Raw genomic sequence first — 26,825 nt, 5'->3', positions numbered from 1 at the left:
AGTTATAACCTACCTTAGCAGAAATCTGAAACAAACCTTATACTCAATGAAAATCAAAGAGCAAACTAGGAAACTAGCCGCAGGCTGTACTTGAGTACGGCAAGGCGACGTTGACGCAGTTTGAATTTGATTTTCGAAGAGTATTACCAGTTCTTTTCTATTTTCACTTAGTCTTTAGGTAATTTGCCAGCTTTTTCAAGCATTTTTTTGATTAAATAAGGCATCTTGACATTTTCACGACCTTTTTTCTCAATTAATTTTTTAACAAATTCTGGCATTTGTAAGTCTTGTGATTCATCTAAAATATTCTTAGTTTCATCCGAAGGGACTAATTCATCAAAGGTTTCTTCTTCTGGGAGGAATTCTCTAAATTCTTTATGTTCGTTAGCTCGGACAATATTGACCAAGGCATCAATCAAACGAGAATCTGTATTTGGCATTGGTGGACGATGGTAGTTCACCTCCAATTCCTGACACAAGTCTTGACATTCCACATCGTTGTCAAACAAGACTTCAATATGCTCACTGATAAAACTAATAGGCACAAAAATATAATGCTCTGGATGTTCTTCCTGTTCTCTAAGATATTCCAGAACATCTGGTTTAATCCAAGGAATACCAATATCACTTTCACTCTGCCAAGTGTTGGTATATTGCTCTGTTTTCAAACCTAATTTCTCAGCAATTAACTTGCTATTTTCGAAAATCTGGTCGATATAGGGATCACCAAAATCCAAGGCAAAAATGGGCACACTGTGGGCAGAAAAGATGACTTTAAAGCTATCCTGTTTCACCTTTTCTTTTAAAATCTTAGCAATTTCATCTGTCCAATAATTTAATAGTGCTTCTTCTTGATACCAGTCCTTAATAACTAAAAACTGAATTTGTTTGCTTTCCAGAAACTTTTCGTACCCCATGACAGAGTAAAAGGAATAGTGTGGCTCCAAAATCAAGCAAATACACTTTTCAATTCCATCTGCTTCCATTTGCCGAATCACATCTGGAATAAAAGGGGTTGAAAATTTATTTGCAAAATACACACTATATTCATTTCCTAACCTAGCTTCTACTAAGGCAACTTCTTCACGGGTAATTTTTTGAAGTGGAGTTCCTCCAATTCGAACATAATTATTATAAAGGGTTTGAATCTCGTGGTCTTGAGGTCGAACTCCTCGACGAATGTTGGTAAAAAAGTCGGCTACTCCTTCAAAGGTAATCTCTTCTGGTGAGCCAAATGTCATCATTAAAATTGCTTTTTTCATCTCTGCATCCTTGTGATATTTTTATCTTTTTTATTGTATCACTAAAGAAGCCATAAGTAAACGCTAACATAAGGATTTTATCTCCCTTCTGACTTTTGTTTTTCTCTTCTTTCTATGATACAATGGTTTTAAAAGAAGGAAAAAAGGAGTTTTTATGAAATACCAAACATTGTTGGACCGCTTTTTGACTTATGTCAAAGTCAATACACGTTCTGACGAATATTCAACCACTACACCAAGTACCCAAAGTCAAGTAGACTTTGCGACCAATGTCCTCATCCCAGAGATGAAACGTGTTGGTTTGCAAAATGTCTACTATCTACCAAACGGTTTTGCTATCGGTACTCTTCCAGCTAACGATCCTAGTTTGACTCGTAAGATTGGTTTTATCTCCCACATGGATACAGCTGATTTTAATGCTGAAGGTGTTAACCCGCAAGTTATTGAAAATTATGATGGTGGCGTTATTGAGCTTGGGAACTCTGGTTTCAAGCTCGATCCAGCGGATTTCAAGAGCTTAGAGAAATATCCTGGCCAAACCTTAATTACTACAGATGGAACTACCCTTCTCGGGGCTGATGATAAATCTGGTATTGCTGAAATCATGACAGCTATCGAATACTTGACTGCTCATCCTGAAATTAAGCACTGCGAAATTCGTGTCGGCTTTGGACCAGATGAAGAAATCGGTGTCGGTGCCAATAAATTTGATGCAGAGGATTTCAATGTTGACTTTGCTTATACAGTTGACGGTGGACCTCTTGGTGAACTTCAATACGAAACCTTCTCTGCTGCAGGTGCTGAACTTCACTTCCAAGGCCGTAATGTCCACCCAGGAACAGCTAAAGGACAAATGGTTAACGCCCTTCAATTAGCAATTGACTTCCACAACCAACTACCAGCAGGTGACCGACCTGAGTTGACTGAGGGTTACCAAGGATTCTACCATCTCATGGATGTAACAGGAACTGTTGAGGAAGCGCGTGCTAGCTACATCATTCGTGACTTTGAAAAAGAAACCTTTGAAGCGCGTAAAGCTGCTATGCAAGCTATTGCTGATAAGATGAACCAAGAACTTGGTAGTGATCGTGTTACTTTAACTTTGACAGACCAGTACTACAACATGAAAGAAGTCATTGAAAAGGATATGACACCAGTAACCATTGCCAAAGCAGTTATGGAAGACCTTGGTATCACACCAATTATCGAACCGATTCGTGGAGGAACAGACGGTTCTAAAATTTCCTTTATGGGAATTCCAACGCCAAATATCTTCGCTGGTGGCGAGAATATGCACGGACGTTTTGAATACGTTAGTCTACAAACAATGGAACGTGCAGTCGACACCATTATTGGGATTGTAGCTTATAAAGACTAAAGAAATCGGGAAAAAATTCCCGACCTCTTTTTTTATCAGCAGTCTACTTTTGACACGGTAGCTGACTGAACTTTTTGTTATTCTGCTACTTTTTCTCTTGTTTCTGGAGATGTAGTTGCAGCGGTTAAGGTTGACTCAGCTTGTTTATCATTTGTTTCTTTATTGGCTGTTTCGGTGTTAGCTTCAGCTGGCTTGACTTTGGATTGAAAATCTTGGTTTAATGAGACAATTTCTTGAGCAAGTGCTAGAAGAGCTTGCTTGTCTTTGCTAGCTGCTGCTAGTTTATCAAACAGAGCATCGACTTTTTCAAAGTCAGCATCTGAACCATGATTCATCTCTAGATAGCTATGGAGGGCAATAATTCCGTTATAAAGCTGTTGATAAAGAGCCAAAAGTTGTGGATCTTGAGCCTCTTCCTGGCTTTCTTTCTGAATAGTTAATGAAATACGTTTCAGAAGATCTTGTACTTGCGTGTTTAATTCATCTAGGTCAGCATCCTCTTTGTCAAAGGCAGCTTTCAGATTCTTCACTTCATCAACAAGTGAAGCTTTAACACCTTCTTCTTTCACTTGGCTTACCAATTCTACAGCTTTTGTTAAAAGTCCTGCTACCTGACCTTTTAAGACATGGTTACTTTGGTCCTCAGGTTGAATATCATCAAACAATCCTTTCAAGAACTCATAAACTGCAGTTTTAGCACTATGGCCATCAACTTTTTCTCTATCTAAGATTGTTTCAGAAGGCTTACTTGCAACTGGCTCGTTTTTAAGAGCTTCTTCAACTTCTAGTTTTGTTTGATAGATTTCTGGGAAAAGTTTGTTCAAGTCAGTCGCCTTAAGGAAGGATTGTGACTGATAAAGAGTCCAAGTTAAGTTAGCAACTTTATTTCTAAGAGTGTCATTTAAACGACCATCTGACAGATGTTGATAGAAATACTTAATGTATTCGACTGTCGTAACACCAGTACGATCATTAAAATCTTGCAGAGCTTGTAGTTTAGCTTCAACTGCATCTAAACCAGCCTCATCTTGAGCCAATTTATTTTCTTGGAGTTGAGCCAAGAGATCCTTTTTAGGAAGTCCATAAGCATCCGTATCCAAGGTATTAATCTTATCTACTAAAGCTTGATATTTTTTGTCTAATGGACTGATTTCTGTTGGTTTTACACTAGAGTCAACGTGGATATACTGCTTGTCAAACAAATCCAAAGCTGTCAAATATCCTGCAGTTGAGTTGGTTGAGAGCTTCTTCATATTTTCAGAGAATTGTCCCAAGGCAAGCTCAATTTGTCTTTGTAAAATTGGTTTATCCTTGTAAACTTCGCGACTTTCTGCTAGAAGTTGATCAACCTTGTTTTGAACAGTCGTTTCATCAAATGCACCTGGTTGGTAGTTGGATTGCAAGGCAGGAATCTTATGTTTCAAAGCCACTTCATAACCTTTAGTCTGCACTTTAATGTAGTGATTATGATCTCCGTGAGGAATAACGAAGCTACCATTTTCCACCTGCAAACTATATGGAGAGACACCATCACGAAGTGCAGTTGTATAGAGTTCGTTTAGGAAATCAAGTTCTGCATCACCTGTTTGAAGCGGAATACGAACGTGTTCCTTACGAACTGCGTAAGGGTGAATGTGAGTTGGATCATAAGCCTGGTCTGGATTACCAAATACAAAGAATCCATTTGAAATTCGGATTGCTTCAAGCGGAACACCATAGGTTTTAGAGATATACTCCATTTTTTCTTCATCACTAGCATCTCTTGAAAATGCTTCTACATCTTTTGCCAGTGGTTTGACAGGTTCTGCCTGATGATGTTCCTTCAAGTGCTCTTGAGCAGCCTTAATCTGCTCTGCTGATAAATCCTTTTTAAAGAAATAATGATTGTGGTCTCCATGAGAAACGACAAAACCTTCCTCATCTTCACTTATCACTCGGTCAGCATCGAATCCGTGATCGTGGTCTTCACCATGGTGGTGATCATGCCCGTCTTCATCATGGTGCTCATCTGATGGATTAGGTTTAACTTCGGTTTTACCTTTCAAGTGTTCCTGAGCTTCTTTAATCTGTTGAGCCGTCAAATCTTTCTTGTAAAAATAATGATTGTGGTCCCCATGAGAAACGATAAAACCTTGCTCATCTTCACTTATAACACGATTAGTATCGAATCCGTGATCGTGGGGATTGTCATGATTGTGGTCATGGTCATGGCCTTGTCCTTCGCCTTCCTGACCATGATGACCCGGCTCTTCTTGGTCGTGTCCATGGTGGTCATGATCATGATTCTCTCCATCTTCATGGTCATGGTTGTGCTCATGATCTTCACTAGGTTTACTTGGAGTTTCTAAAGGATTTGATGGTGTTACTAGACCTGAAAGTGGTATCAAGCGTGCAATCTTTTGCTCCAAAGCAGATAAACTACTATAAGGGATGAAATGGTAATGATTTCCATGAGGGATAGCAACTCCATTAGGCGTACGACTGGTAATTTTAGCTGGGTCAAATACCAAACCATCAGATTCTTTATAGCGTTGACTAACTGGTAAAGCGTAAAGCTGTTCTAGAAGTTTTTGAAGATTATTTTCTTCTTGTACTGAATTGCTTGTAGCTGGTTTCTCTACTTGATGACTTGATTCAACACTTGGAATCGGTTTGTAGTCTGTTAGACTTTGTTGACTTCCTCTTCCAGCAAGGTAAGCTTGAGCGGCAGCCAATTCACTTGAAGATAGAGCACTCTTAGGAACGTAATGATAATGGCCACCATGAGGAACGATATAAGCGTCACCTGTGTCTTCAATAATATCTGCAGCATTAAAAACGTAACCGTCATCAGTTGTATATCGGCCTTGAGCTCGTGCAGCAAGGACTTCCTTAGTTTCATTTCCTCTATCTGATGTGCCTTCCCGTTTCTGACGCTCAATTTGGTCTTTGCTACGAACATTATCTGCATGGCTAGCATCTTTTAGATAGACATAGTATCTCCCATCAACTTTGATGATATAGCCACCTTTAATCTCATTGACAATATCTTCATCCTTCAGCTGATAGTTTGGATCTTTCATGACCAGTTCTTCACTAAAGATAGCATCATAAGGAACCTTACCATTATAGTAATGGAAATGGTCGCCGTGGGAAGTCACATAACCTTGATCAGTGATTTTGGTAACAATCTGTTCAGCTTCTATGCCTTCCTTCTTGCTAACTTGGTCTGGTGTAAGAGTTTCATTCTTTTTAGCTTCAGACTCTTTACCATCAACGTAGGATACACGGTTGTCATCTTTTTTCTCAGGTGCTTGATGTTGATTTAAAGCATAAGCACAAACACTTAAGGCAAGGACCACTGCAGATCCCGCTAGATATTTTTTATTAATCTTCATAATCTCCTCATTTCAATTCTTCAGCTAAGATAGCCATATTTTCTTCTAGGTTTTCTAAGTAGGACTTGTCATTTTGTGGGTCTGCCTCTAAAGGATTTAGGGTTTTAAGACTCACACCTGTTGATTTGACGAGTGTATCCGCTACCTTAGATGATGCATTGCTCTCTGTAAAGATGGTTTTGACCTTATAAGTCTTTACAAATTCTTGAATTTCGGTTAACTGTCTTGGGCTAGGTTCTTGTTCAGGAGAGATACCTGCAATACCAAGTTGATTAAGTCTAAATCGTTTAGCTAAATATGAAAAGGCTGTATGCTGTGTTACAAAAGTTTTCTGAGTCGCTTTTTCAAATTTTGGCTGGAATTTCTTAGTTAATTCTTGAGCTTTTTTGATAAAGGCTTGCGCATTTTTCTGGTAAGTTTCTTTATGCTCACTATCAACCTCTGAAAGTTTGTCAGCGATAATTTGCGCTTCTTCGCCAGCTTTTTCAGGATCTAACCAAGTATGAGGATCATACAAGGTTTTCTCATCAATCCCATCTCCTGCCTGCATATCTTCTAAGCCAGGCACGCGCTCCAAGGTCATACCTTCTGATGCTTCTAAGACCTTTACCTTGGATTTTTGCAGGCTTGGATCCAAACTTCCCGCCCATGACTCTAGTGTATGAGAATGATAGACAAAAACATCGGCATCGTATATTGCTGCGATATCATTTGCCGAAGGTTCAAAGGAGTGAATTCCGCTACTTGACTGAATCATTCGAACATCATTCAAGTCACCAGATACTTCCTTGACCATGGCATAGATAGGATAAAAACTGGTCACAATTTTCATCCCTTTAGTTTCATCACTCTTGTCTTGACTGGTCTTTTGTCCACATGCTCCTAAGGTAAGAGCAAATAAGGCAATCATGAGCCATAGGATACTTCTTTTTTTCATAACAACTCCTTAACTAGTATTTAACCATTTAATTAACTAGTAAACATTTTACTCCTAAAAATTTAAAATGTCAATATTTTTTCTACATTTTCATGAAAAAAGTGAGAACTAAATTTCATTATCAGTTCTCACTGGTTATTTTTAACATTTGACTTTTAATCGTTTTAGAACTCCTTGATTCATTTTTTTAGACAGCTAATTTCAGCTTTTTAACAAAGAAAAGGACATTATTCAATTAAAAATCGAACAATATCCTTTCGACTAGATTATAATTAATAAAAATATTTTAAAGTTTTATTTGTTTTAGTGTCTTAATGTCATACATCACTAATTCACCATTTTTATTGTAAAACTGAACACCTTCTGGCTGAAAAATTAGAAACTTAGGATCGATTTGTGCAATTTTTGCTAACTTTTCTATATGTTCATTTAAAGTTACTTTATCCAATCCGTAGTCTGGTAAATCATCGTCACTTTCTTCTTTGGAGTTTTCTTTATCTTCAACCTTATTTTCTGAAGTAATTTCGTTGGTTGTACCAGTCTCATTTACACCTATATTATTCTTCGGTTGCTCCTCAGTTTTATCTACAGCAGTATTATTCTTATCACTATTTTCAGTATTGTTTGAATCAGGTTTTAATTCTTTATTAGGATGTGTAGACGTTTCAGTTTTGGATTCTTTTTCTTTTATTCTTTTTGCTATTAAGTCTTGTGCTTCTTTCCATTCTACTTCTGACAAGTCGGATTTAGTGATACTTCTCAATGAACCACCTCCCGCTCTTGGAATACTAAATGATTTGTCTTCCCATACAAAAGTTTCTTTTGCCAATACATCTTTCGGATCAAAAATATAGCCATCTGGAGTTGCAAATCGACCTTCTGCAAGAGCTTTCTGAACTTCTTCAGCAGAATGGATAATTTGCCAATTCTGCATTCCAGCGCGTTTTCCAAGAGGAGTCACATTAGCAATAACAGATCCAGCATCCTCATGACCCGGCTTAGACCAAACTTCAGGACGCACATCAGGATGTTGCATTACATATTTAATAGTCGCAATTTGATCAGGCTCTAACCATGAGTAAGGCACAACGTGAATATGATCAATGTGTGGAATAATGAATGAACTTCCAGTATCATAGGTAGTATTAGCTGCATGCATCGGCAAACTTGAGACATCTACAGCTAATCTTGGTTTAATCCCTGTGTCTACTATATCATAACGATAATGATCTCGATCCTTAAGCATTAGTTCTTGTTCAGAAAAAGCAATTTGAGTAAGATCAAGTTCGTCTCGAGAATAGAAATATTCTTTTCCGTTTTCTTTAAGAACATAACCAACTTTACCATTTTTGATAACTTTACTAGTCACTTTTTTTGAATCAAATTTTGGTTTTTCTTCATTATTCATTTTCTCTGAAGGAATAACACTATCATTAGCTTGACCTTTTTCCTTCATCCACTTGCTAACTTCATCTAATTCAAATTGTTCTAACTCTCCAAATCCCACATAATGGAAATGATTTCCATGTCTCGCTATAATGCCTGATTTATCAACTGAATAGATAGAATCTTTACTGAATACATATCCATCACTAGTATCGTATGGTTTGCCATCCAGACCTTTTCCATAAGCTTTAATTGAATTTCCTAAAAATTTATGTTCAACTTTACTGTTTGTTGACTTTTGGGTATTTACTGGCTTATTGTTTCCATTATTTTGTCCTTTTACCGAAATCATTCTTGCAATCTTCTGCTCTAAATCAGACATTTGAGAATAAGGGATAAAATGATAGTGATCCCCATGAGGTACCGCTACCCCATTCGCAGTTTTTCTTGTAATTTGCGCTGGATCAAAGACAAGCCCATCTGATTCCACATGTCGTTGGCTGAGTGGCAAGACATAAAGTTGTTTCAAAAGACTAGATACGTCTTCACTTGGACTTGCTTGATAACTATTATCCACTTGTGGGCTAACACTTGGGGTCCATCTTCTAGTATTTGCCTCAACATTGCTTTGATTCGTTTGTCTATATGTACTACTATTCGATGCCTCTGATGAGCTGCTAGAAGAATTTGTTGACGGTCGATACCCAACTGAGCTTGTTTGGCCACCTTTACCAGATAAGAAAGCCTGAGCAGCAGCGAGTTCACTAGCCGATAAGTCACTCTTTGGAATATAGTGGAAATGATTGCCATGGGGAACGATATATGCATCACCCGTATCCTCGATAATATCACTTGCATTAAAAACATAGCCATCATCCGTCGTATAACGCCCCTGTGCCCTTGCTAGAGCAACTTCATTACTAACCTTTGTTCCACCATCATGCCCATGTTCTTGCTTCTGACGATTGATCTCATCCTTACTACGAATATTTTCTGCATGGGATGCATCTTTGAGGTATACATAATAGCGACCATCAACCTTAATGACATAACCACCCTTGACTTCGTTGACAATGTCTGAATCCTTCAACTGATAATTCGGATCTTTCATCAGAAGTTCTTCACTAATGATAGCATCATAAGGAACCTTGCCATTAAAGTAATGATAATGGTCTCCATGTGAAGTTACGTAGCCTTGATCGGTAATTTTAACAACAATTTGTTCAGCATTAATCCCCTCTCGCTGACTAACCTCATCTGGTGTCAGATTTTCAGTCTTAGCACTAGCCTGATTTCCTTCTATATAAGACACACGATTAGACTCTTTGCTAGTCTGTACCGCTTGGTAACGCCCCAATTCATAACTTGAAAGGCTTAAAGCCAAAAGAGCTACGGAACCAAGTACATATTTTTTATTGATTTTCATCTTAATACACTTTCTATTTCATTTATTCGTTAAAGAAGAACTATACTTTTCCTAAAGAATATCCTTAACCGGTTAAATATCGATTTAGAAAAATTACTCACTTTTAAAACTCCTCCTTCTGTTTTCTATTTATCAAACAAGATTTGAGCGATTAAACTATTTTCTTTTTATACTTAACCAGTTATTTAACTAGTTAAGATTTTACTCCTATAACATAAATCTGTCAAGAATTTTTTTGACTTTCAGGTAAAATCTAGATAAAAAAGAGGAATATCCCCTAGTATGAGATAGATTCCTCTTTATAATATTTTAGTGTTGAAATGGCATAAAATCCGAAACAAAGGAAATGTTATCCTTATCTTCTGCGTTGACAAAATTTAAGAATAGCTTTTGAAATTCTTCAAATTCATAGTCTGAATGACAAATCCACTCCTTACCTGTCGAGACATACCATTTTCCAAGACTTGCAAGTTGCTCCTTGGTCAAGGATGGTACATGAGAGCAATGTTCAAAGTTAATAATATAAACTTTTTCATAGATTGATTTGAAAAAATCTTTGAGCATAAACTTTCCTCGCTTAAATTCTATACCTAATAACTAGTTGTACTATTCAATCACTTGGGTCTCAGCTAGTTTTTTGTACCAATGTGCAGATTTCTTAGGATAACGTTCTTGTGTATCAAAATCAACATAGAAAAGTCCGTAACGTTTTTCATAACCATTAGACCATGAGAAGACGTCCATCAATGACCATATGAAGTATCCTTTGACGTTTGCACCTTCTGCAATCGCATCAGACAATACTTCCAAGTGTTGTTTCACATAATCAATACGGCCGTCATCGTAAACTGTGTTATCAACGAATTCATCCTTGTATCCAAGTCCGTTTTCAGTGATGTAGATCTTCTTGTAGTTTGGATAATCTTTCTTAACACGCATGATTTGATCATACAAACCTTGAGGGTAGATGATCCAGTCCCAGTCAGTACGAGGTACATAGTCAGGAGCTACACGACGTCCAACACCCTTGATTTGGTATTTAGAGCTTCCTTTTTCTCCTTTACCATTGTGGATGATCTCAGTTTCACCATCAAAGGCTTCCATCCAGTCACTCATGTAATAGTTAATTCCAAGGAAGTCGTTCAAATCTTTAGCTGCTTCAAGTGCTGCAAAGTCTTCGTCACGAAGATCCAACTCACCACCATTTACTGATAAGATGTGGTTTACACCTTCCATTGTTGCATCTGAATAGTGTCCAAGGTATGTAGCATCCAAGATAAATTTGTTGTGGATGATATCTTCCAACTCAGCAGCACGAACGTCTGCAGGATTTTTAGGATCCAATGGATACTTAGTTGGAAGGGCGTGAACAACCCCGATTTCACCTTTGTAACCTTTGTCTTTGTACAATTTCACAGCACGTGCATGAGAAACCATCATATTGTGGTGGGATTGGAAGACTTTGGCAAGGTCATATTGAATACCTGGTGGGAATTTACCGACCAAGTATTGACCATCACCGATTGGACCAATTTCATTAAAGGTTGTCCAGTAGTTTACTTCTGGGAATTCTTCAAAACAGAATGCAGCATAATCTACAAAGTGTTCGATGTTTTCACGATTTAAGAAGTCTCCATTTGAGTGAAGAGCTTCAGGTGTATCAAAGTGATGAAGAGTAACGAACGGTTCTACATGGCGTTTATGACATTCTGCAAATAAGTTATGATAGAATTCTACCCCTTTTGGATTTACTTCACCATAACCAGTTGGGAAAATACGTGACCAAGCAATAGAAATACGAATACCATTTACACCATATTCCTCAGCTAATTTTAAGTCTACTGGATATTTATGATAGAAGTCACTCGCTGGTTCAGCTGTGTACCAATAGTTATCTGCTAGGTATTTGTCCCAGGCAACAGGACCTTTACCATCTGTATGCGTAGCTCCTTCTGCTTGATAAGCTGCTGTTGCGCCACCAAAAATAAAATCTTTAGGAAGTGTTTTTGTCATTTTTTCACCTATTTCTTGATTGGATAAAATGAAAAGTGAGGGGAGAGGAGTTAGTGAGCCATCCATCTCCATCTCACTTCTTGTAGCAAGTCACCGAATTGTGACATAAGGAGGTAAAAACGATATTTTTTTACCGACGAATTAACAAGGCGATTAGGAAATTCGCCATAGCGATTTCCGTAATGATAGGAGACTGTTTTACAGTCCCTATCATTAATCGAATTGCGCTTGAACAAATGCAAGAGCACCTTTACCATCACGAGTCAACTTGATGTATTGAGCTCCTTCAGTCTTAGCCAATTTGATGCAAAGTTTATCTGTTTCAGCCTTCATGTCCTCATAGTTTGAAGCTACTTGAGGAGCAAGGATAACAAGGTCAAATTCTGGCAACATTTCACGGTGAGCACCATAGCCACCAGCTGCAGCTTTAACTGGCACCTTGTACTCAGCTGCTGCTTTATTCAAGGCGTTGGCAAGAAGACCACTTGTTCCACCACCTGCACAGAGAACGAGTACGTTGGTTTCTTCTGTAATTGTATTTTGTGCTGATTCTACTCCAGCTTTTTCAAGGATAGCATCAGCTTTAGCAGTATTAAAGTTTGCTGCTACTTTTTCTTTTAATTCATCGTTGGCTTTACCAGAACGTTCTTCTTCAAGAATTTGTTCGTCATAAACCTTGAGGAATGGATAGTAGATAACAATATCTACTACGATTAATAATGCTGCAAGAGCGAATGATAAGAACTGGAAGTTTGTACCAAGAACAATACCAAGAGGTCCTGGTGTAGTCCATGGAAGGTTGGCAGTAAATGAGTTCATGCCAAGCGTTTCGATAAAGAATTTGAAGATCCATACGTTTGCAATAGGTGCGAAGATAAATGGAATAAAGAAGATTGGATTCAAAACAAGTGGTGCACCAAACAAGATTGGTTCATTTACACCGAAGAAGGTTGGAACTACTGAAGCACGTCCAATGGCACGGTTACGCTTAGACTTACACAACCACATAAACATGAATGGAACTACAAGAGTTGCTCCTGTACCACCCATAGTGACGATAAACATTTGTGTACCAGAAGTAAGAATCTTGTCAGCGTGCATACCTTGTTGAAGAAGGTTCAAGTTGACTTCGGCATTTGCATAGGTAATAGCTGCGATAGCAGGCTCAACGATAGATGGACCATGGATACCAACAAACCAGAAGAAGGCAAAGGCACCAAAGATAATGGTAATACCTAGATAACCATCAGCAGCAGAGAATAATGGTGCAAAGAATTTACCAATTGATTCTGCAACGCTTGCACCAACAAATTGACGAGCGAGCAAGTCAAGAGCATAAAGAGAAACAACTGAAAGCGTAAACGGAATAACGTCTTTAAAGACTTGTGAGATATTCGGTGGAACTTCGTCAGGCATGCGAATAGTAACGTTGTTCTTCACACAAACCTTATAGATAGCTACAGTTACAAAAGCTGCCAGGAAGGCTGAAAGCAACCCTTTTGTTCCAAGGAATCCTGTCGCAAAACCACCCTCGATTGGGTCAGCTGCCAACATCAGCAAACCGACAATAGCTGCTAGGAGCGTTGACATATAGTTGATTTGGTTGGTTTTCTCCATACTACGATTGACGGAGTCTGTTAAAGATTTAGCAGTGGTACCAGCTACCAAGACTGCTAGAATCCCCATAGAGTAGCTGTAAGGTTTCATCAAAAGTGCTACTACTTCATCAGACCATTTAAAGCCCCAAGAGTTTGGTACAAAAGCAATCAAGATAAAAATACTTGAGAATAGAATAACAGGCATTCCAGCGATAAATCCATCACGAATAGCACGAAGATAGATATTTCGAGATAGTTTTTCAAAGAAAGGCTTCCCTTTCTCGATATAGGCAATTAACTTATTCATTATTTAGCTCCTCTTTTATAAAGTTCAATTAAATGATGCATCAAATCTTTTAGCAAGATTGTAGTCATCAGATGATCTTGGCCATGCATCATGGTCACGCTATAAGCCAAATCGTCACCAGCAGCTTCCTTGGTTAAAAGACTCGTTTGCGCGTGGTGAGCTTCTGCAATACAAGAACCAGCTTCCTCTACTAGGCTATCTGCTTTTGCAAAATCACCAGCTTCAGCAGCTTTCAGAGCTTCTAAGAGTTTTGAACGAGCATCGCCAGCATAGGCAACAATCTCAAAACCTAACAATGTTACTTCTTCTCTATTCATGATAGAATTCTCCTTATATAATTTTTAGTAAATGTTATGACAATAAACGTTGAATGTGTAGAACAAGATAAACTCGTTCACTCTTGTAGAGGTCAAGACCAGTTTCCTGTGCAATGACTTCATAAATTTTGCTACCAATCTCGAATGCTTCTGGATAGGTATTCTTTATATGTTCTTCCATATCGAGCAAGGATTGATTATCATCGCGACTACGATCCAGATAATCCAAGAAATAATTGAGATGAATCATAAAGCGATCGTAGAAATTATTATTTTCAGGTGTTCGCTGGATTTTATAACTCTTCAAAACGCTTTCAACTCTCTTTAAAATTTCCTTTCTCTTATCAATCGACTCAACAACTTCGACTTCATTTTCACCTTCTGCATTGATGAAGTGATAAGCGATACGAATGATCTCGTCTTCAGGAAAATTTTCTGTCAGTTTTTGACGATAAATTTCAAAAGCTTCTTGTGCAATTTGAAAAGCGATAGGATACTTGGCAGAAATATCAGGCAAGTTACTATCCTTATAGCGTCCTTGACCAATAGCCTGATAAGAACAATAGATATGGTCTGTCAGAGTGACGTATAGATACTCTTGGACAGGATATTGATATTTTTTAGAAAGATTATCAATTATCTCATAAGTGACTGTAATAAAATCAAGCGGTACATCCTTGAGAAGAGCCATAAAATTTTCTCGCGACTCTTCCGTTTTCATTCGGAAAACTTTTTCAACCTGATTCTCAGAAATCAAATCTCCCTTCTTCTTACCGAACGAAATACCCTTACCAATTACGATCAACTCCTCTCCCTTACTATTACGCACGAGAGAAACATTGTTATTCATTGGATTTAATATCCGATACATGGCAACCTCCTTGCCCTATTATTTAAGTTTTGTGAGCATAAAAAATGACCACAAATGAACTCAGAAAACATACATCTGAGTCATCTGTGATCATGCCTAATATTACTTAGTAACACTCACTTTGTATTAACTTGTGACTTTAGTATATCACAAGAATGATTTTTTGTAAACCTTTACATACAACTTTTTTTAAAATTTTATGCTAGGTTTTAGGACATAAAGGGGGGAAGTTTACACACGTTCAGTCCATGAAGTAGCTGTTGTTTGAAGAACCTTATTAAGTTCATCGATGTTTTCAAAACCAGTTGTACGAAGCCATTCGCGAGCTGCCGCTTCACCATCTTTGATGTAAGCTTCAACTGATCCAGCCCATGTTGCACGTCCACAAAGAACTCCGTTGAAGTTTGCGCCTGATTCGTGGGCAAATACAAGAGTTTCTTGGAAGAGCTTAGCGGATACACCTGCACTCAAGTAGATGTAAGGAAGATTAGTAGCTTCGTCTTGGGCTTTGAAGAATGCTGCTGCTTCTTCACGTGTATGAACAACTTCACCTTCAGCAAAGCCTTCAACGTACTTAACGTTAACTGGAACTTCTACTTTCAAGACATCGATGTTAAAGCGTGGATCTGAGAATACTTTCATCGCACCAATAACCTTGTGTGGTTTCACTTTAGCGTATTCAGCAGAACCTGCGTCAGCAATCTTTTCATCGTAGGCAAGGATTTCAAGGAAGAATGGAATGTCTTCAGCCACACACTCAGAACCGATACGTTCAATGTAGGCTTGTTTTTGTTGGTTGAGTTCGTCAGAGCTATCTACGTCATAGTAAAGCAAGAACTTAACAGCATCTGCACCTTGTTCCTTGATACGTTTTGCAGACCAAACATCCAAGCAGTCTGGCAAACGTTTTGTACTTGTTGTGTCGTATCCAGTTTTCTCATAAGCAAGGAGAAGACCAGCTTTTTCATCAAGAGCTTTTGTAGCTGGAAGTCCATACTCAGGGTCAAGAAGCATAGATGAAGCGTATTTCGTCAATTCATCCGCTACCAAGACTTTAAGTTCTTCCATTTGAGCTACTGTTGGCTCTTCTGTTTGGTATTGAGCCATGAGGCGTTTCAAAGCACCACGTTGGTCAAAAGCAAGAGCTGAGATGATACCATTTTCATCAGAGAGTTTTTCCAAACATGCACGTTTATTTTCTGTTAAAACCATTTTATACCTCTTTCACTACTAGTTGGTCATATAGACCTTGATAGTTAGCCATATTGACATGACCGGTCATTTTTTCTTGAGCATTTAGCATACCAAGGACATTCGCCTTAGTCAGTAATTCTTGATCAGATTCTTTATGGAACAATCCTGATGCAATACCTGCAACGGTTGAATCACCTGACCCAACTGGGTTTACAACTTGGATTTTTGGAATATCTACTTTATAGAAAGTATCCCCGTGTTTTGCAAAAGCACCATTAGCACCTAAGGAAACGATAATCCACTCGATTCCATCAAATAGTGGTTCTTGAAGGACTTCTTTTAATTCATCCAAGTCTTTAGAAATTTCTCTTCCTAAAAGTTGAGATAATTCTTCATTATTTGGTTTGATGACTGTTGGTTTATGTGGAGACTCAAGAACTGCCTGAAGTGCAGCGCCTGAACAGTCCAATACAACAGGTTTCCCAGCATGATTCGCAAGTTCAACTAAACTAGCATAATAGTCAACAGGAAGTCCTGCCGGTAGACTACCTGAAATGGCTACTACCTCTACAGTCTCTAAAAGTTCCTTGAAATGAGCCAAGAAATCTTGACCTTCTTTTTCTTGAACTTCAGGACCTTTTTCTAGGATTTCTGTTTGGTTTTCTCCATGTAGAATTGCGATACAGTTACGAGTTTCCCCTTGGATAGAAAAGAAACGTTTCGAAACTTGATCATCAATATTTTCTACTAAAAAATCACCAAGTTTACCACCAACAAGTCCTGTTGCGACTACAGAATCACCAAATTCTGATAGAACTCGTGTAACATTGAGACCTTTACCACCCGCTGTTTTCGTAACATCAACAACACGGTTGACAGTGTCAATTTTCAATTCATCCAAAGGATAGGAAATATCAATGGATGGGTTCATTGTGACTGTTAAAATCATGAGTCACCTCTTAGTCGTGGTATTCACCGCGATCCCATTTTTCAAGGAACTCTGTAAAGAAGTTGGCATCTGTTTGATGATCGTTATGAGTTTCAACGTGTTGGATTTTAGCGATCAATTTTTTATTTTCTTCAGATGGTTTGTATTCAGCGTTGATGAAAGCTTCAATGATATCGCACATAAGCAATTCACCAGTGATTTTACCACCAAATCCGATAACGTTGGCATTCAATTGTTCTTTAGCGTAAAGAGCTGTTGTCATATCACGAACCAAAGCAGAACGAACACCTGGAACTTTGTTAACAGCGTTATTGATACCTACACCAGTACCACAGATACATACACCAAGATCAGCTTGGCCACTAACTACTGCTTCACCAACTTTTTTACCAAAGATTGGGTAGTGAGTACGAGCGTGGTCATAAGTACCAAAGTCGATGACTTCATGTCCTTTTGATTTCAAAAATTCTGAAACCGCCATTTTTTCATTAGTTACGATGTGGTCACATCCAATTGCAATTCTCATTTTTATCTTACCTTTCTTTCGTTATAAAAATTAGCACATTTTGTTCAACATGTCGACCCTGATTTGGTGACGACCGCCGTCATACTTACCATTTACAAAGCCTTTAGCGATGTTCTTAGCCAATTCGTCACCAACAAGTTGAGCACCCATAGTAATCATACGTGAGTTGTTGTGACCACGAGTCATATAAGCTGAACGTTCGTCAGAGACTTCTGCAGCAACCATTCCCTTGATTTTAGTAGCAACCATAAATGGACCTGCACCATAAGCATCAATGACAATACCAAGGTTTTGTTCTTCTTTTTTAACTTCTTCAGCAACTGCAAGAGTTACATCAACGAAGTCTTGACCTTCAGCTGTAACATCCACAACGTGGAAGTTTTCTTTTTCCAAGAAATCTTTAACGACTTCTTTCAATCTCAAACCTGCAGCATCTGCACCAATAACAATAGACATATTGTATACTCCTTTTTTATATAGACCAGTAAAAATATTTTGGTTATGGAAAGAAAATGACCATCACCAAGTAGTTACTAGTAGTTTTTGTTGACTATTTTAGTTTAAGAATGATTTATCTAATCACTCTTTGTAACTTCTCCTTTGAGAAATTGGAAGAATAACTTGTTAAAACAAACACAAATTGTTCTTTCTAAACATAATATACTACTATTGTTTAAAAAAGTCAACAGTTTGTGTTTGTTTTTGTTTATTTTTTAGAAAATTTCTATATCGAAACCAATTTGATCACTTTGACCTGGATTTAAAATTCGAACATTCTTCTTATCCTCTAGATGATCGCCCTCTTCAAGTGAAGTTGACAAACCAGACCAAGGTTCCAGAGCAAGGAAGGGACCTTTATTAAGCGTTGACCAAACGATTAAGTTTGGAAACTCTTTAAAGTCTAGTTTTAATCCCTTATCATGCCTACGTGATCGTAAGGAAACAGAGCGAGAGGCTAACTCATCTAACGTCACAGCATCATAGCTAAAGAAATCATAGTTTAAATCCAATTCTTTTTGATCTTTTAACCAGCTACTTCTATCTTGAAAATCCAACATCCCTGTTTCTGGGAATGGTTTTGGAACTGTACAAGTTTCTGGCTTTTCAAATTCAAGATAGTAGTCTTCATAAGCTTCATCATCAAATAAAGGACAGTTAAAGCCTGGATGTCCACCAATAAAGTAAGGCATTTTCTTATCTGTTTCCTTATTGGTAACTTGATACTGTGTACAAATAGTCTTTCCAGTAACAGTATAAGTTATTTCTAGACGAAAATGATAGGGATAATTCTCATACATTTCTTGGTCATCTTCGATAGCAAAGGTGACAGAGTTCTCTGTTTGTTCTACTAATTCAAATTCTTTTTTTCGAACCAAACCATGACGTGGAATTTTACCTGCTACTTGACTACCATCTTCATGCTCATACAAGACAGTATCATTTCTAACGGATCCACAGATTGGAAATAAAACAGGTGCTTGTCCACTCCAGTAAGTTGAATCTCCCTGCCACAAATACTCAATTCCATCTTTATCTTTTATTGAAGAAAGTGCACCACCAAAAGTTTGAAACTGTACACTTAGCTGTTCTGTTTTTAATTCAATCATTAGAATTACCTCCATTTATTTAAGACCTAAAAAAACTAGGCTGTCGACTCCAGATTTGGAAACTGACAACCTAGTTTTTACAATTTACATTTTTAGGAGCGAATTATTTTGCATTTGCTGCGTATTCTTCATTACGTTTGATCATTTGTTTTCTGTACCATGCAAAGATACCAACGTAGAATACTAGGAATACTAATGCGCCAAGGATTGCTTTGATATCACCAGTTGTAGCGTTACCAATTGCCCAACCAAATAGTTTTTCGATTGGTCCTTCAAGAGTTGAGTGAGTAATCAATTGAGTTTGGCTTACACCTTCTGGGAAGGCACCTACACCTTTAGCAAGTTCTGTTGCAAATGGTGCGATAAGTGTACCTGAAAGAAGGAAGAGTGGCAACAAGAGTGTTCCGAAGATAATCATACGGAGCAATTTACCACGAGTAACTACCAAGAGAGCTGGAGTTACACCCATTGCGATGATACCAGCAAGTGGCAAGATACCATTTCCGACGTTTGAAAGAAGCACTGCTTCAACCAACATGATTGGTGCAAGTACGTTGGCACAAGCCCAGATTTCAGCACGACCAGCGATAAATGGCCAGTCAAGACCAATGTTGAATTTACGTCCTTGAAGACGTTTAGTAGCAACGTTTGTAATACCTTGTGAAAGTGGTTCTACGGCTGCGATAAACCATGAACCGATCAATGAGAAGAGCTCCAAGCAGACACCGGCAGTCAAACCAAGTGACAACCAACCTTTAATAACAAGTTCCCATTTATCAGCACCTTCAACACCAGGAACTGGATGTGGAGTTCCCATCAAACCGATAACGATACCAAGGATGAAACCGATGAAGAATTTAGATCCCCAGAAACCGATTCGTTTATTCAATTTAGCAGCGTCAAAGTCGTATTTATCAAGACCTGGGAAGAGTTTATCAAAAATCTTATCCAAAACCATGATAACTGGGTTCATCATGTAGTTCATGTGAGTTGAAGTCATTGGTGATGAACTTGGTGCGTTAAGAAGGTCATCAAATGTTGGTTTCATCAAGTCAGAGTTGATGATTTTAAGAACCCCAACAAGAACAACTGCTGCAGTCGCGATGAAGAGTGAAACTCCTTGGCTAACTCCATTGTTGTCAGCGTACCATTTGATCAAAAGACCTGTGATAGACAAGTGCCAGATATCAAAGATATCGACGTCAAGTGTATCAGTTTTCTTCATTGCAAGCATTACAATGTTGACGATCAACATCACAAGCAAGAAGTAAAGTGTCCAAGCTGAACCCCAAGTGATTGTAGCAAGTGGTGCCCAACCAACGTCGGTAATATTCAATTGAATACCAGTGTTTTCAACGAATTTTGCAAGAGACGCTGAGAAAGCACCATTTAACATACCGATGATAGCACCGATACCAGTAAGAGCGATGGCAAGTTTGATACCACCTTCAAGCGCTTTGGAGAATTTCACTCCAAAAAGTAGAGCCAATAATGTCAAAATGATCAGCATGATGATCGGTCCACCCATTTCCAAGATAGGTTTGAACAGCTTATTGGCTAGTTCGATAATGATATCCATAATTTTCCTCCCTTTATTTTTATGGAATATTTACAAATTAATAATTAACTTAGACCATGTTCTTTGATAGCTGCTTCAATATTGTCATAAACTGGAGCGCTCATAGCTGGAATACGGAACAAGATTGGTCCTGCTTCAACGACTGGAATACCTGGTTCAAAACCTAAATCAGTAGCAGCGATTGGTGTGAAGATATCATAACCTTTAATCAAGTCTTCATTGACATCTTTTACCATAACAGCATCACATTGAACATCGTACCCACGGTTAGAAAGTTCTTCTTCAAGAGCACTTTTAATTTGGTGGCTTGAGTTAACACCTGCACCACAAGCAGCAAGAATTTTAATCATTTGGATTTCCTCCGTTTTTATATAAAAATTATTAACAAATTAAGCAGTCGCTTCTGAGATATATTGGAACAAGGCTTCAGGTTCCGTAATCTTAGACAGCGCTTCAAGATGACCATTGCCTGTAAAGAAGTCCATCAACTGTGCAAGAATATTTGTTTGACTTGAACTTGAATTGTTGATGATAAAGAACAATAATGAAACTTCTACTTCCTTATCAGGAGCAATCATATTGTGGAATGTTACTGGTTTTTCCAGACGAACCACGACAACATTTTCAGTTAGATTATGAATTATATCAGTATGAGGGATAGCTACATTTGGCAAATCCTTCCCTAAAAACTCCATATCCAAACCAGTTGGGAACGATTTTTCACGTTCAATCAAGGCCGATCGATAGGTCTCTGTAACAACTTTCTTTTCTTCCAGTAGGGTTGCAACTTGATCGAAAAGTTGCTCTTGATTATCTGCTTCTAAGCAAAAGACTAAGTCTTTGTCAAAGAAATGATCTAATCCCATGACCTTCTCCCTTCATATTTAACTTTTATGGTACAAGTATAACACTATATGAAACCGTTGTCAATGTTTTTTGTTGTATTTTGTTTGATATTTATTTTTTTTGTTTACGTTTTAAACATTTGCTAATTTCAAACATATTTTTTATAAATTTCTTGATAAGTAAAACAAAAAACAGGAATGACTCCTGTTTTTACGATTTTAACTCTTTTTATTGGTCCAACTGTCTTCCACCATTGGAAGGAGATTTTTTAATACCTCTGGAACACCTTCAAGAGAAACATATCTAAACTTACCATCATCGGATTTAAATACCCAGATAATTAAATATTTACCATTCTTAGCAATACAGTTTACTACGTAGGCCTCATAGCCACCGATAGTTGATTTTGACCCCCATACCTTGGAGAAATCTTGACTTTTCTGTTTGGATTCATAAATGCTAGTTGAAATTTGAACAGTTTCTAGCGATGCATATTCGCTTTCACTAATACCAAACTGTTCTGGTTTAAAAGTATTGAGAGTTACAATGTTGACATCTGTTCCATCACAGTACTGAATGTCATCTCCACCTTCAATTTCTTTGAAATGAACCCATGATTTAGGAATTTTCACATATCCATAATCATCAGATCCAACTATTTGCGTTTCTTCCGTCTGTTTTTGCGATGAACTAGACTCTTGACTTGAAACTTCTTGAACACTAGAAGAGGCTTCTGTCTTTACTTCATTTGTCTTTTCTGAATGACTGCAAGCAATTAGACTAAGACTGCAAAGTAAAAGTGTAGATAAAGTTATTATTTTTTTCATGATAACTCTCCTTTCCCTTCTATTTTAAAGCAAGAAGAGAAAAGTGTCAAAAAATTACTGTATTTTGAAAATTTACAAAATACAGTAATTGATTTCTTATACTAGATGCCATTCTCACCTAGCAACTATTCTTCATCCATGCTCAAGACACTGAGGAAAGCTTCCTGAGGCACTTCTACAGAACCGATGGCTTTCATACGTTTCTTACCAGCTTTTTGTTTTTCGAGAAGTTTACGTTTACGTGAAACGTCACCACCATAACACTTGGCAAGAACGTTCTTACGAAGGGCTTTAATATCTGTACGCGCGACAATCTTGTGCCCGATAGCTGCCTGGATTGGAACTTCAAACTGTTGACGAGGAATGATTTTCTTAAGCTTATCAACAATGAGTTTCCCACGTTCGTAGGCAAAGTCTTTGTGAACGATAAAGCTGAGAGCATCCACCTTATCACCATTAAGAAGGATATCCATTTTAACCAACTTAGATGGACGATACTCTGACAATTCATAGTCAAAGCTTGCATAACCTCGCGTTGAAGATTTGAGCTTATCAAAGAAGTCAAAGACAATCTCAGCTAGTGGGATTTGATAGATAACATTGACACGATTGTCATCAATATAATCCATGGTCACAAAGTCACCACGTTTGCGCTGAGCTAGCTCCATAACTGCTCCAACGAATTCCTGCGGTACCATGATTTGCGCCTTGACATAAGGTTCTTCAATGGTCGCAATCTTTGTAGGATCTGGGAACTCAGATGGGTTAGACACATCCATAGACTCCCCATCAGTCTGATTAACCTTGTAGATAACAGACGGTGCAGTCATAATAAGGTCGATGTTGAACTCACGTTCCAAACGTTCCTGAATAACATCCATATGAAGAAGTCCAAGGAAACCACAACGGAAACCGAATCCAAGAGCTTGCGATGTTTCGGGTTCAAACTGAAGACTAGCATCGTTCAACTGCAATTTTTCAAGGGCTTCACGAAGGTCATTGTATTTGTTAGACTCGATTGGATAGAGACCTGCGAAAACCATCGGATTCATCTGCTTGTATCCTGAAAGTGGTTCAGTCGCTGGATTTGTCGCCAAGGTTACTGTATCACCGACACGTGTGTCCTGAACAGTCTTGATAGATGCTGCGATATAACCAACATCACCCGTTGCTAGGAAATCACGTCCAACTGCTTTGGGTGTGAAAATTCCGACCTCAGTCACATCAAAAGTTTTGCCATTACTCATGAGCTGAATCTTATCACCAGGTTTGACTACCCCATCCATGACACGCACTTGGAGGATAACCCCACGGTAAGCATCATAAACTGAGTCGAAAATCAAGGCTTTCAATGGTGCTGACACGTCACCAGTTGGTGCTGGTACTTTTTCGACAATTTGCTCGAGAATTTCTTCGATACCGATGCCCGCTTTGGCTGAAGCCAGTACTGCTTCGCTAGCGTCTAGACCAATGACATCTTCAATTTCTGTACGCACGCGCTCTGGATCTGCTGCTGGTAGGTCAATTTTATTGATAACTGGAAGGATTTCCAAATCATTATCCAAAGCAAGATAGACGTTTGCCAGGGTTTGAGCCTCAATCCCTTGGGCGGCATCAACTACTAAGATAGCACCCTCACAAGCAGCTAGAGAACGTGATACCTCATAAGTGAAATCCACGTGTCCTGGTGTGTCAATCAAGTGAAAGATATAAGTCTCACCATCTTTAGCCGTATAATTAAGCTCGATAGCATTAAGCTTGATCGTAATTCCACGCTCACGCTCTAAATCCATACTATCAAGAAGTTGGGCCTGCATTTCGCGACTAGAAACTGTCTCTGTCTTTTCCAAAATACGGTCTGCTAGTGTTGACTTCCCATGGTCAATATGGGCGATAATAGAGAAGTTACGAATCTTCTCCTGTCGTTTTTTCAATTCTTCTAAGTTCATCATTCTCTTCCTTTCAGGGTATCTATTAATTATAAATTGTTTTTAACATTTTGACAAGACCATACCCTGTTAGGAGTACTAATCTTCAGCAACAAAGCCATCATTTTCAATGAAGTAATGTTCTGTCATACCTTGGTCGGTAAAGACAATCCCATGAAGAACACCGCCGTAGACAGCCCCTCCATCCATTCCAATCTTACCGTCTTCTGTTATCCAGAGTTCAGATGTGCCAGGTTTTTGATCCAACAAACCATAAACAGGAGTATGTCCAAAGACAATGGTTTTTCCAGTGTGATTAGGTGCTTCGTGAAATGGTTTTCTGAGCCAAACTTTCTTGTAATCTGTCGTTTCATGCCAATCATCCAAAGTCAAATCAATACCAGCATGTACAAAGATATACTTATCTGTTTCAATGACAAAAGGCATTTGACGGATAAACTCCACTAAGTCTGCTGCTTCTGTCTCAACTCGTTTAGCATCTGCTACTCCATCTACTGGTGCATCTAGTGGACGGCCTAAAATGGAATTAATGGTTGTATCCCCACCATTACGACGATAGTGGTCATAGCTTTCTTCAGGATTATCCAACCAAGTTAAAAACATATACTCGTGGTTCCCAGATAAGCAGATAGCTTCCTTGTTATCAACCAAATCCTTGACCATTTCAAGAACACGGCGGCTATCTTCTCCTCTATCAATCAAATCTCCAAGAAAGAGTAATTGAGTCTTGCCATCCCATGTTTTAAGTAAGTCTTCTAACATTCCAGCTTTTCCGTGGACATCACCAATTACATAATAGTCTGTCATTTATTTCTCCTTACTTTGTAATAATTCTCTCGCTTGATTCAATGCTGCTTCTGTCACATTCTCCCCAGCCAACATCTTAGCGACTTCTTCAATCCTTTCTTCAACTGTTAACAAGCGAACAGTTGATACCGTTGAATGTTCATTGCTAATCTTTTCAATAAAGAACTGATAATCTGCGATAGCAATAACTTGAGGAAGGTGAGATATGGCCAACACTTGTCCATTTTGTCCAATTTTGTGAATTTTTTGCGCGATGGCTTGAGCTACACGACCTGAAACTCCCGTATCCACCTCATCAAAGACGATACTGGTCTTGCCTTCCTTACGAGAAAAAGCGGACTTGATAGCTAACATGAGACGAGATAACTCTCCACCAGAAGCTACTTTTACTAAAGGTTTAAAATCTTCTCCAGGATTGGTTGAAATGTAAAATTCAACACTCTCATTACCTTCACGACTGAATTTTCCTTGACTAAAACGAACTTGAAATTGTGCTTTCTCCATGTAAAGGTCTTGCAATTCTTGCTTGATTTCAGCTTCTAAGTCCTGCGCTATTTTATGGCGAGCTTGAGCAACTTGACCTGCTAGGTCCACAAGATTTTTTTCAAGTTTCTTGAGTTCAATTTCCATATCTTCAGAAGATAGATTATTTCCTGTTAGAAGATTGTATTCGTCTGTAATCTTGACAAAGTATTCTAGGATATCATCTACACTACCACCATACTTACGGGTAATGGTGTGAATCAAATCTAGTCGGCTTTCAACCTGCATCAGACGATTACCATCAAAATCTAAATCATCAAGGATGGATTCCAAGCGCTTGGTGATATCTTCTAAAACATAATAAGACTCAGAAAGTGTTCCTGAAATCTCACGATACTCTGGATCAAACTCTTCAAGACTTTCCATATCATTCATAGCCGAACGAACATTTGCCAGACTAGAAAACTCTTCATTATCCAACATACTGTAAGCATTAGTCAAAGTATCAGCGATATGTTTATGGTTCAGTAGTCTGTCTCTTTCTTGATTGAGGGTAACATCTTCACCAGCTTTCAAATTAGCTGCTTCAATCTCAGCCATCTGAAATTCCAACATTTCAATTCGAGCCTTGTGTTCCTGCTGATTTTTTTTGATGTCAAGCACTTGCTTGCGCATACGGCGGTAATTATCGAAGCTCGTCTGATAGGCTTCTTTTAATTCAAAGAAAGAGGCATCCCCAAACTCATCCAACATCTGGATATGTCGATGTGGGCGCATTAACTCCTCTTGGTCATGTTGACCATGGATATCAACTAGCTGTTGACCAATCGTCCTTAATACTGAAAGATTAACCATCTGTCCATTGACACGACTGATGCTCCGACCGTTTTGTAAAATTTCGCGACGAATAATGATTTCATCACTCAATTCTAATCCTTGTTCATCAAAAATTTCTTCTAGCGCGCGGTTACTTTCAATTGAAAAAAGACCTTCAATTTCCGCTTTTGGAGCCCCATGACGAATAACTTCTGTTGTAGCTCGAGCTCCTAACATCATATTCATAGCGTCAATAATGATTGATTTACCCGCACCTGTTTCACCGGTTAAAACTGTCATCCCTTGTTCAAAGTTCAAAGAAATTGATTCGATGATAGCAAAATTTTTAATCGAAATTTCCAGTAACATA

At 38.3% G+C, this 26,825-nt stretch carries 22 protein-coding genes; 1 reads left to right on the top strand and 21 read right to left on the bottom strand.

Annotated features, from left to right (window positions below; genetic code table 11):
* Nucleotides 1–167: 167 nt before the first annotated feature.
* Nucleotides 168–1,262, bottom strand: a complete 1,095-nt coding sequence (gene hemH, locus AC3E7H_RS01015; RefSeq protein WP_490675963.1) for a ferrochelatase — start codon at nt 1,260–1,262, stop codon at nt 168–170.
* A 154-nt stretch (nt 1,263–1,416) separates the two neighbouring features.
* On the opposite strand from hemH, the gene pepT reads away from it, so the two are divergent.
* Nucleotides 1,417–2,640: a peptidase T gene (pepT, locus tag AC3E7H_RS01010; RefSeq protein WP_490675962.1), complete on the top strand. Its 1,224-nt coding sequence runs from the start codon at nt 1,417–1,419 to the stop codon at nt 2,638–2,640.
* Nucleotides 2,641–2,717: 77 nt separating this feature from the next.
* Here pepT and AC3E7H_RS01005 read toward each other — a convergent pair whose 3' ends face one another.
* The 20 genes from AC3E7H_RS01005 to recN form a co-directional block, all read right to left on the bottom strand.
* A complete protein-coding gene (locus tag AC3E7H_RS01005; RefSeq protein WP_490675961.1) occupies nt 2,718–6,017 on the bottom strand; it encodes a pneumococcal-type histidine triad protein in 3,300 nt (1,099 codons plus the stop codon).
* A 7-nt stretch (nt 6,018–6,024) separates the two neighbouring features.
* The gene (locus tag AC3E7H_RS01000) at nt 6,025–6,954 is read right to left on the bottom strand and encodes a metal ABC transporter substrate-binding protein (protein ID WP_490675960.1); all 930 of its coding nucleotides are present in this window, start codon (nt 6,952–6,954) and stop codon (nt 6,025–6,027) included.
* Between the two features lie 286 nt (nt 6,955–7,240).
* On the bottom strand, nt 7,241–9,760 hold the full coding sequence (locus AC3E7H_RS00995) for a pneumococcal-type histidine triad protein (protein WP_490675966.1): 2,520 nt from the start codon (nt 9,758–9,760) through the stop codon (nt 7,241–7,243).
* Nucleotides 9,761–10,075: 315 nt separating this feature from the next.
* Nucleotides 10,076–10,330: a DUF3884 family protein gene (locus tag AC3E7H_RS00990; RefSeq protein WP_490675959.1), complete on the bottom strand. Its 255-nt coding sequence runs from the start codon at nt 10,328–10,330 to the stop codon at nt 10,076–10,078.
* A gap of 42 nt (nt 10,331–10,372) precedes the next feature.
* The gene (lacG, locus tag AC3E7H_RS00985) at nt 10,373–11,779 is read right to left on the bottom strand and encodes a 6-phospho-beta-galactosidase (protein WP_414315949.1); all 1,407 of its coding nucleotides are present in this window, start codon (nt 11,777–11,779) and stop codon (nt 10,373–10,375) included.
* Nucleotides 11,780–11,992: 213 nt separating this feature from the next.
* Nucleotides 11,993–13,684: a lactose-specific PTS transporter subunit EIIC gene (locus AC3E7H_RS00980; RefSeq protein WP_490675958.1), complete on the bottom strand. Its 1,692-nt coding sequence runs from the start codon at nt 13,682–13,684 to the stop codon at nt 11,993–11,995.
* Nucleotides 13,684–14,001: a PTS lactose/cellobiose transporter subunit IIA gene (locus AC3E7H_RS00975; protein ID WP_045763395.1), complete on the bottom strand. Its 318-nt coding sequence runs from the start codon at nt 13,999–14,001 to the stop codon at nt 13,684–13,686. Before AC3E7H_RS00975 ends, AC3E7H_RS00980 begins: the two co-directional genes overlap by 1 nt.
* Nucleotides 14,002–14,035: 34 nt before the next feature.
* Nucleotides 14,036–14,872 (bottom strand): PRD domain-containing protein, encoded by an 837-nt coding sequence (locus AC3E7H_RS00970; RefSeq protein WP_490675957.1) that lies wholly within the window; start codon nt 14,870–14,872, stop codon nt 14,036–14,038.
* Between the two features lie 231 nt (nt 14,873–15,103).
* Nucleotides 15,104–16,084, bottom strand: coding sequence for a tagatose-bisphosphate aldolase (gene lacD, locus AC3E7H_RS00965; RefSeq protein ID WP_490675956.1), 981 nt, complete (start codon nt 16,082–16,084; stop codon nt 15,104–15,106).
* Nucleotide 16,085: 1 nt separating this feature from the next.
* Nucleotides 16,086–17,015: a tagatose-6-phosphate kinase gene (locus AC3E7H_RS00960; RefSeq protein ID WP_490675955.1), complete on the bottom strand. Its 930-nt coding sequence runs from the start codon at nt 17,013–17,015 to the stop codon at nt 16,086–16,088.
* Between the two features lie 10 nt (nt 17,016–17,025).
* The gene (gene lacB / locus AC3E7H_RS00955) at nt 17,026–17,541 is read right to left on the bottom strand and encodes a galactose-6-phosphate isomerase subunit LacB (protein WP_001216925.1); all 516 of its coding nucleotides are present in this window, start codon (nt 17,539–17,541) and stop codon (nt 17,026–17,028) included.
* 30 nt (nt 17,542–17,571) lie between these two features.
* Nucleotides 17,572–17,997 (bottom strand): galactose-6-phosphate isomerase subunit LacA, encoded by a 426-nt coding sequence (lacA, locus tag AC3E7H_RS00950; RefSeq protein ID WP_000029280.1) that lies wholly within the window; start codon nt 17,995–17,997, stop codon nt 17,572–17,574.
* Between the two features lie 257 nt (nt 17,998–18,254).
* On the bottom strand, nt 18,255–19,148 hold the full coding sequence (locus AC3E7H_RS00945; protein WP_490675954.1) for an aldose 1-epimerase family protein: 894 nt from the start codon (nt 19,146–19,148) through the stop codon (nt 18,255–18,257).
* Nucleotides 19,149–19,251: 103 nt separating this feature from the next.
* Nucleotides 19,252–20,727 (bottom strand): PTS galactitol transporter subunit IIC, encoded by a 1,476-nt coding sequence (locus AC3E7H_RS00940; protein ID WP_045763399.1) that lies wholly within the window; start codon nt 20,725–20,727, stop codon nt 19,252–19,254.
* A gap of 44 nt (nt 20,728–20,771) precedes the next feature.
* Complete coding sequence (locus AC3E7H_RS00935; protein WP_000590576.1) at nt 20,772–21,077, bottom strand: PTS sugar transporter subunit IIB; 306 nt, start codon at nt 21,075–21,077, stop codon at nt 20,772–20,774.
* Between the two features lie 39 nt (nt 21,078–21,116).
* The gene (locus tag AC3E7H_RS00930) at nt 21,117–21,593 is read right to left on the bottom strand and encodes a PTS sugar transporter subunit IIA (protein WP_049529554.1); all 477 of its coding nucleotides are present in this window, start codon (nt 21,591–21,593) and stop codon (nt 21,117–21,119) included.
* A 198-nt stretch (nt 21,594–21,791) separates the two neighbouring features.
* A complete protein-coding gene (locus AC3E7H_RS00925; RefSeq protein ID WP_490675953.1) occupies nt 21,792–22,400 on the bottom strand; it encodes a hypothetical protein in 609 nt (202 codons plus the stop codon).
* Nucleotides 22,401–22,525: 125 nt separating this feature from the next.
* The gene (lepA, locus tag AC3E7H_RS00920; RefSeq protein WP_049510208.1) at nt 22,526–24,349 is read right to left on the bottom strand and encodes a translation elongation factor 4; all 1,824 of its coding nucleotides are present in this window, start codon (nt 24,347–24,349) and stop codon (nt 22,526–22,528) included.
* A 78-nt stretch (nt 24,350–24,427) separates the two neighbouring features.
* The gene (locus tag AC3E7H_RS00915) at nt 24,428–25,156 is read right to left on the bottom strand and encodes a metallophosphoesterase family protein (protein ID WP_490675952.1); all 729 of its coding nucleotides are present in this window, start codon (nt 25,154–25,156) and stop codon (nt 24,428–24,430) included.
* Nucleotides 25,157–26,824 (bottom strand): DNA repair protein RecN, encoded by a 1,668-nt coding sequence (gene recN / locus AC3E7H_RS00910; RefSeq protein ID WP_490675951.1) that lies wholly within the window; start codon nt 26,822–26,824, stop codon nt 25,157–25,159.
* Nucleotide 26,825: the final 1 nt, after the last annotated feature.

The organism is Streptococcus sp. SCPM-O-B-15304 (M98), assembly GCF_058200215.1.
The sequence above is the reverse complement of the archived record's forward strand: the minus strand, read 5'-3'. Positions and strand labels throughout refer to the sequence as shown.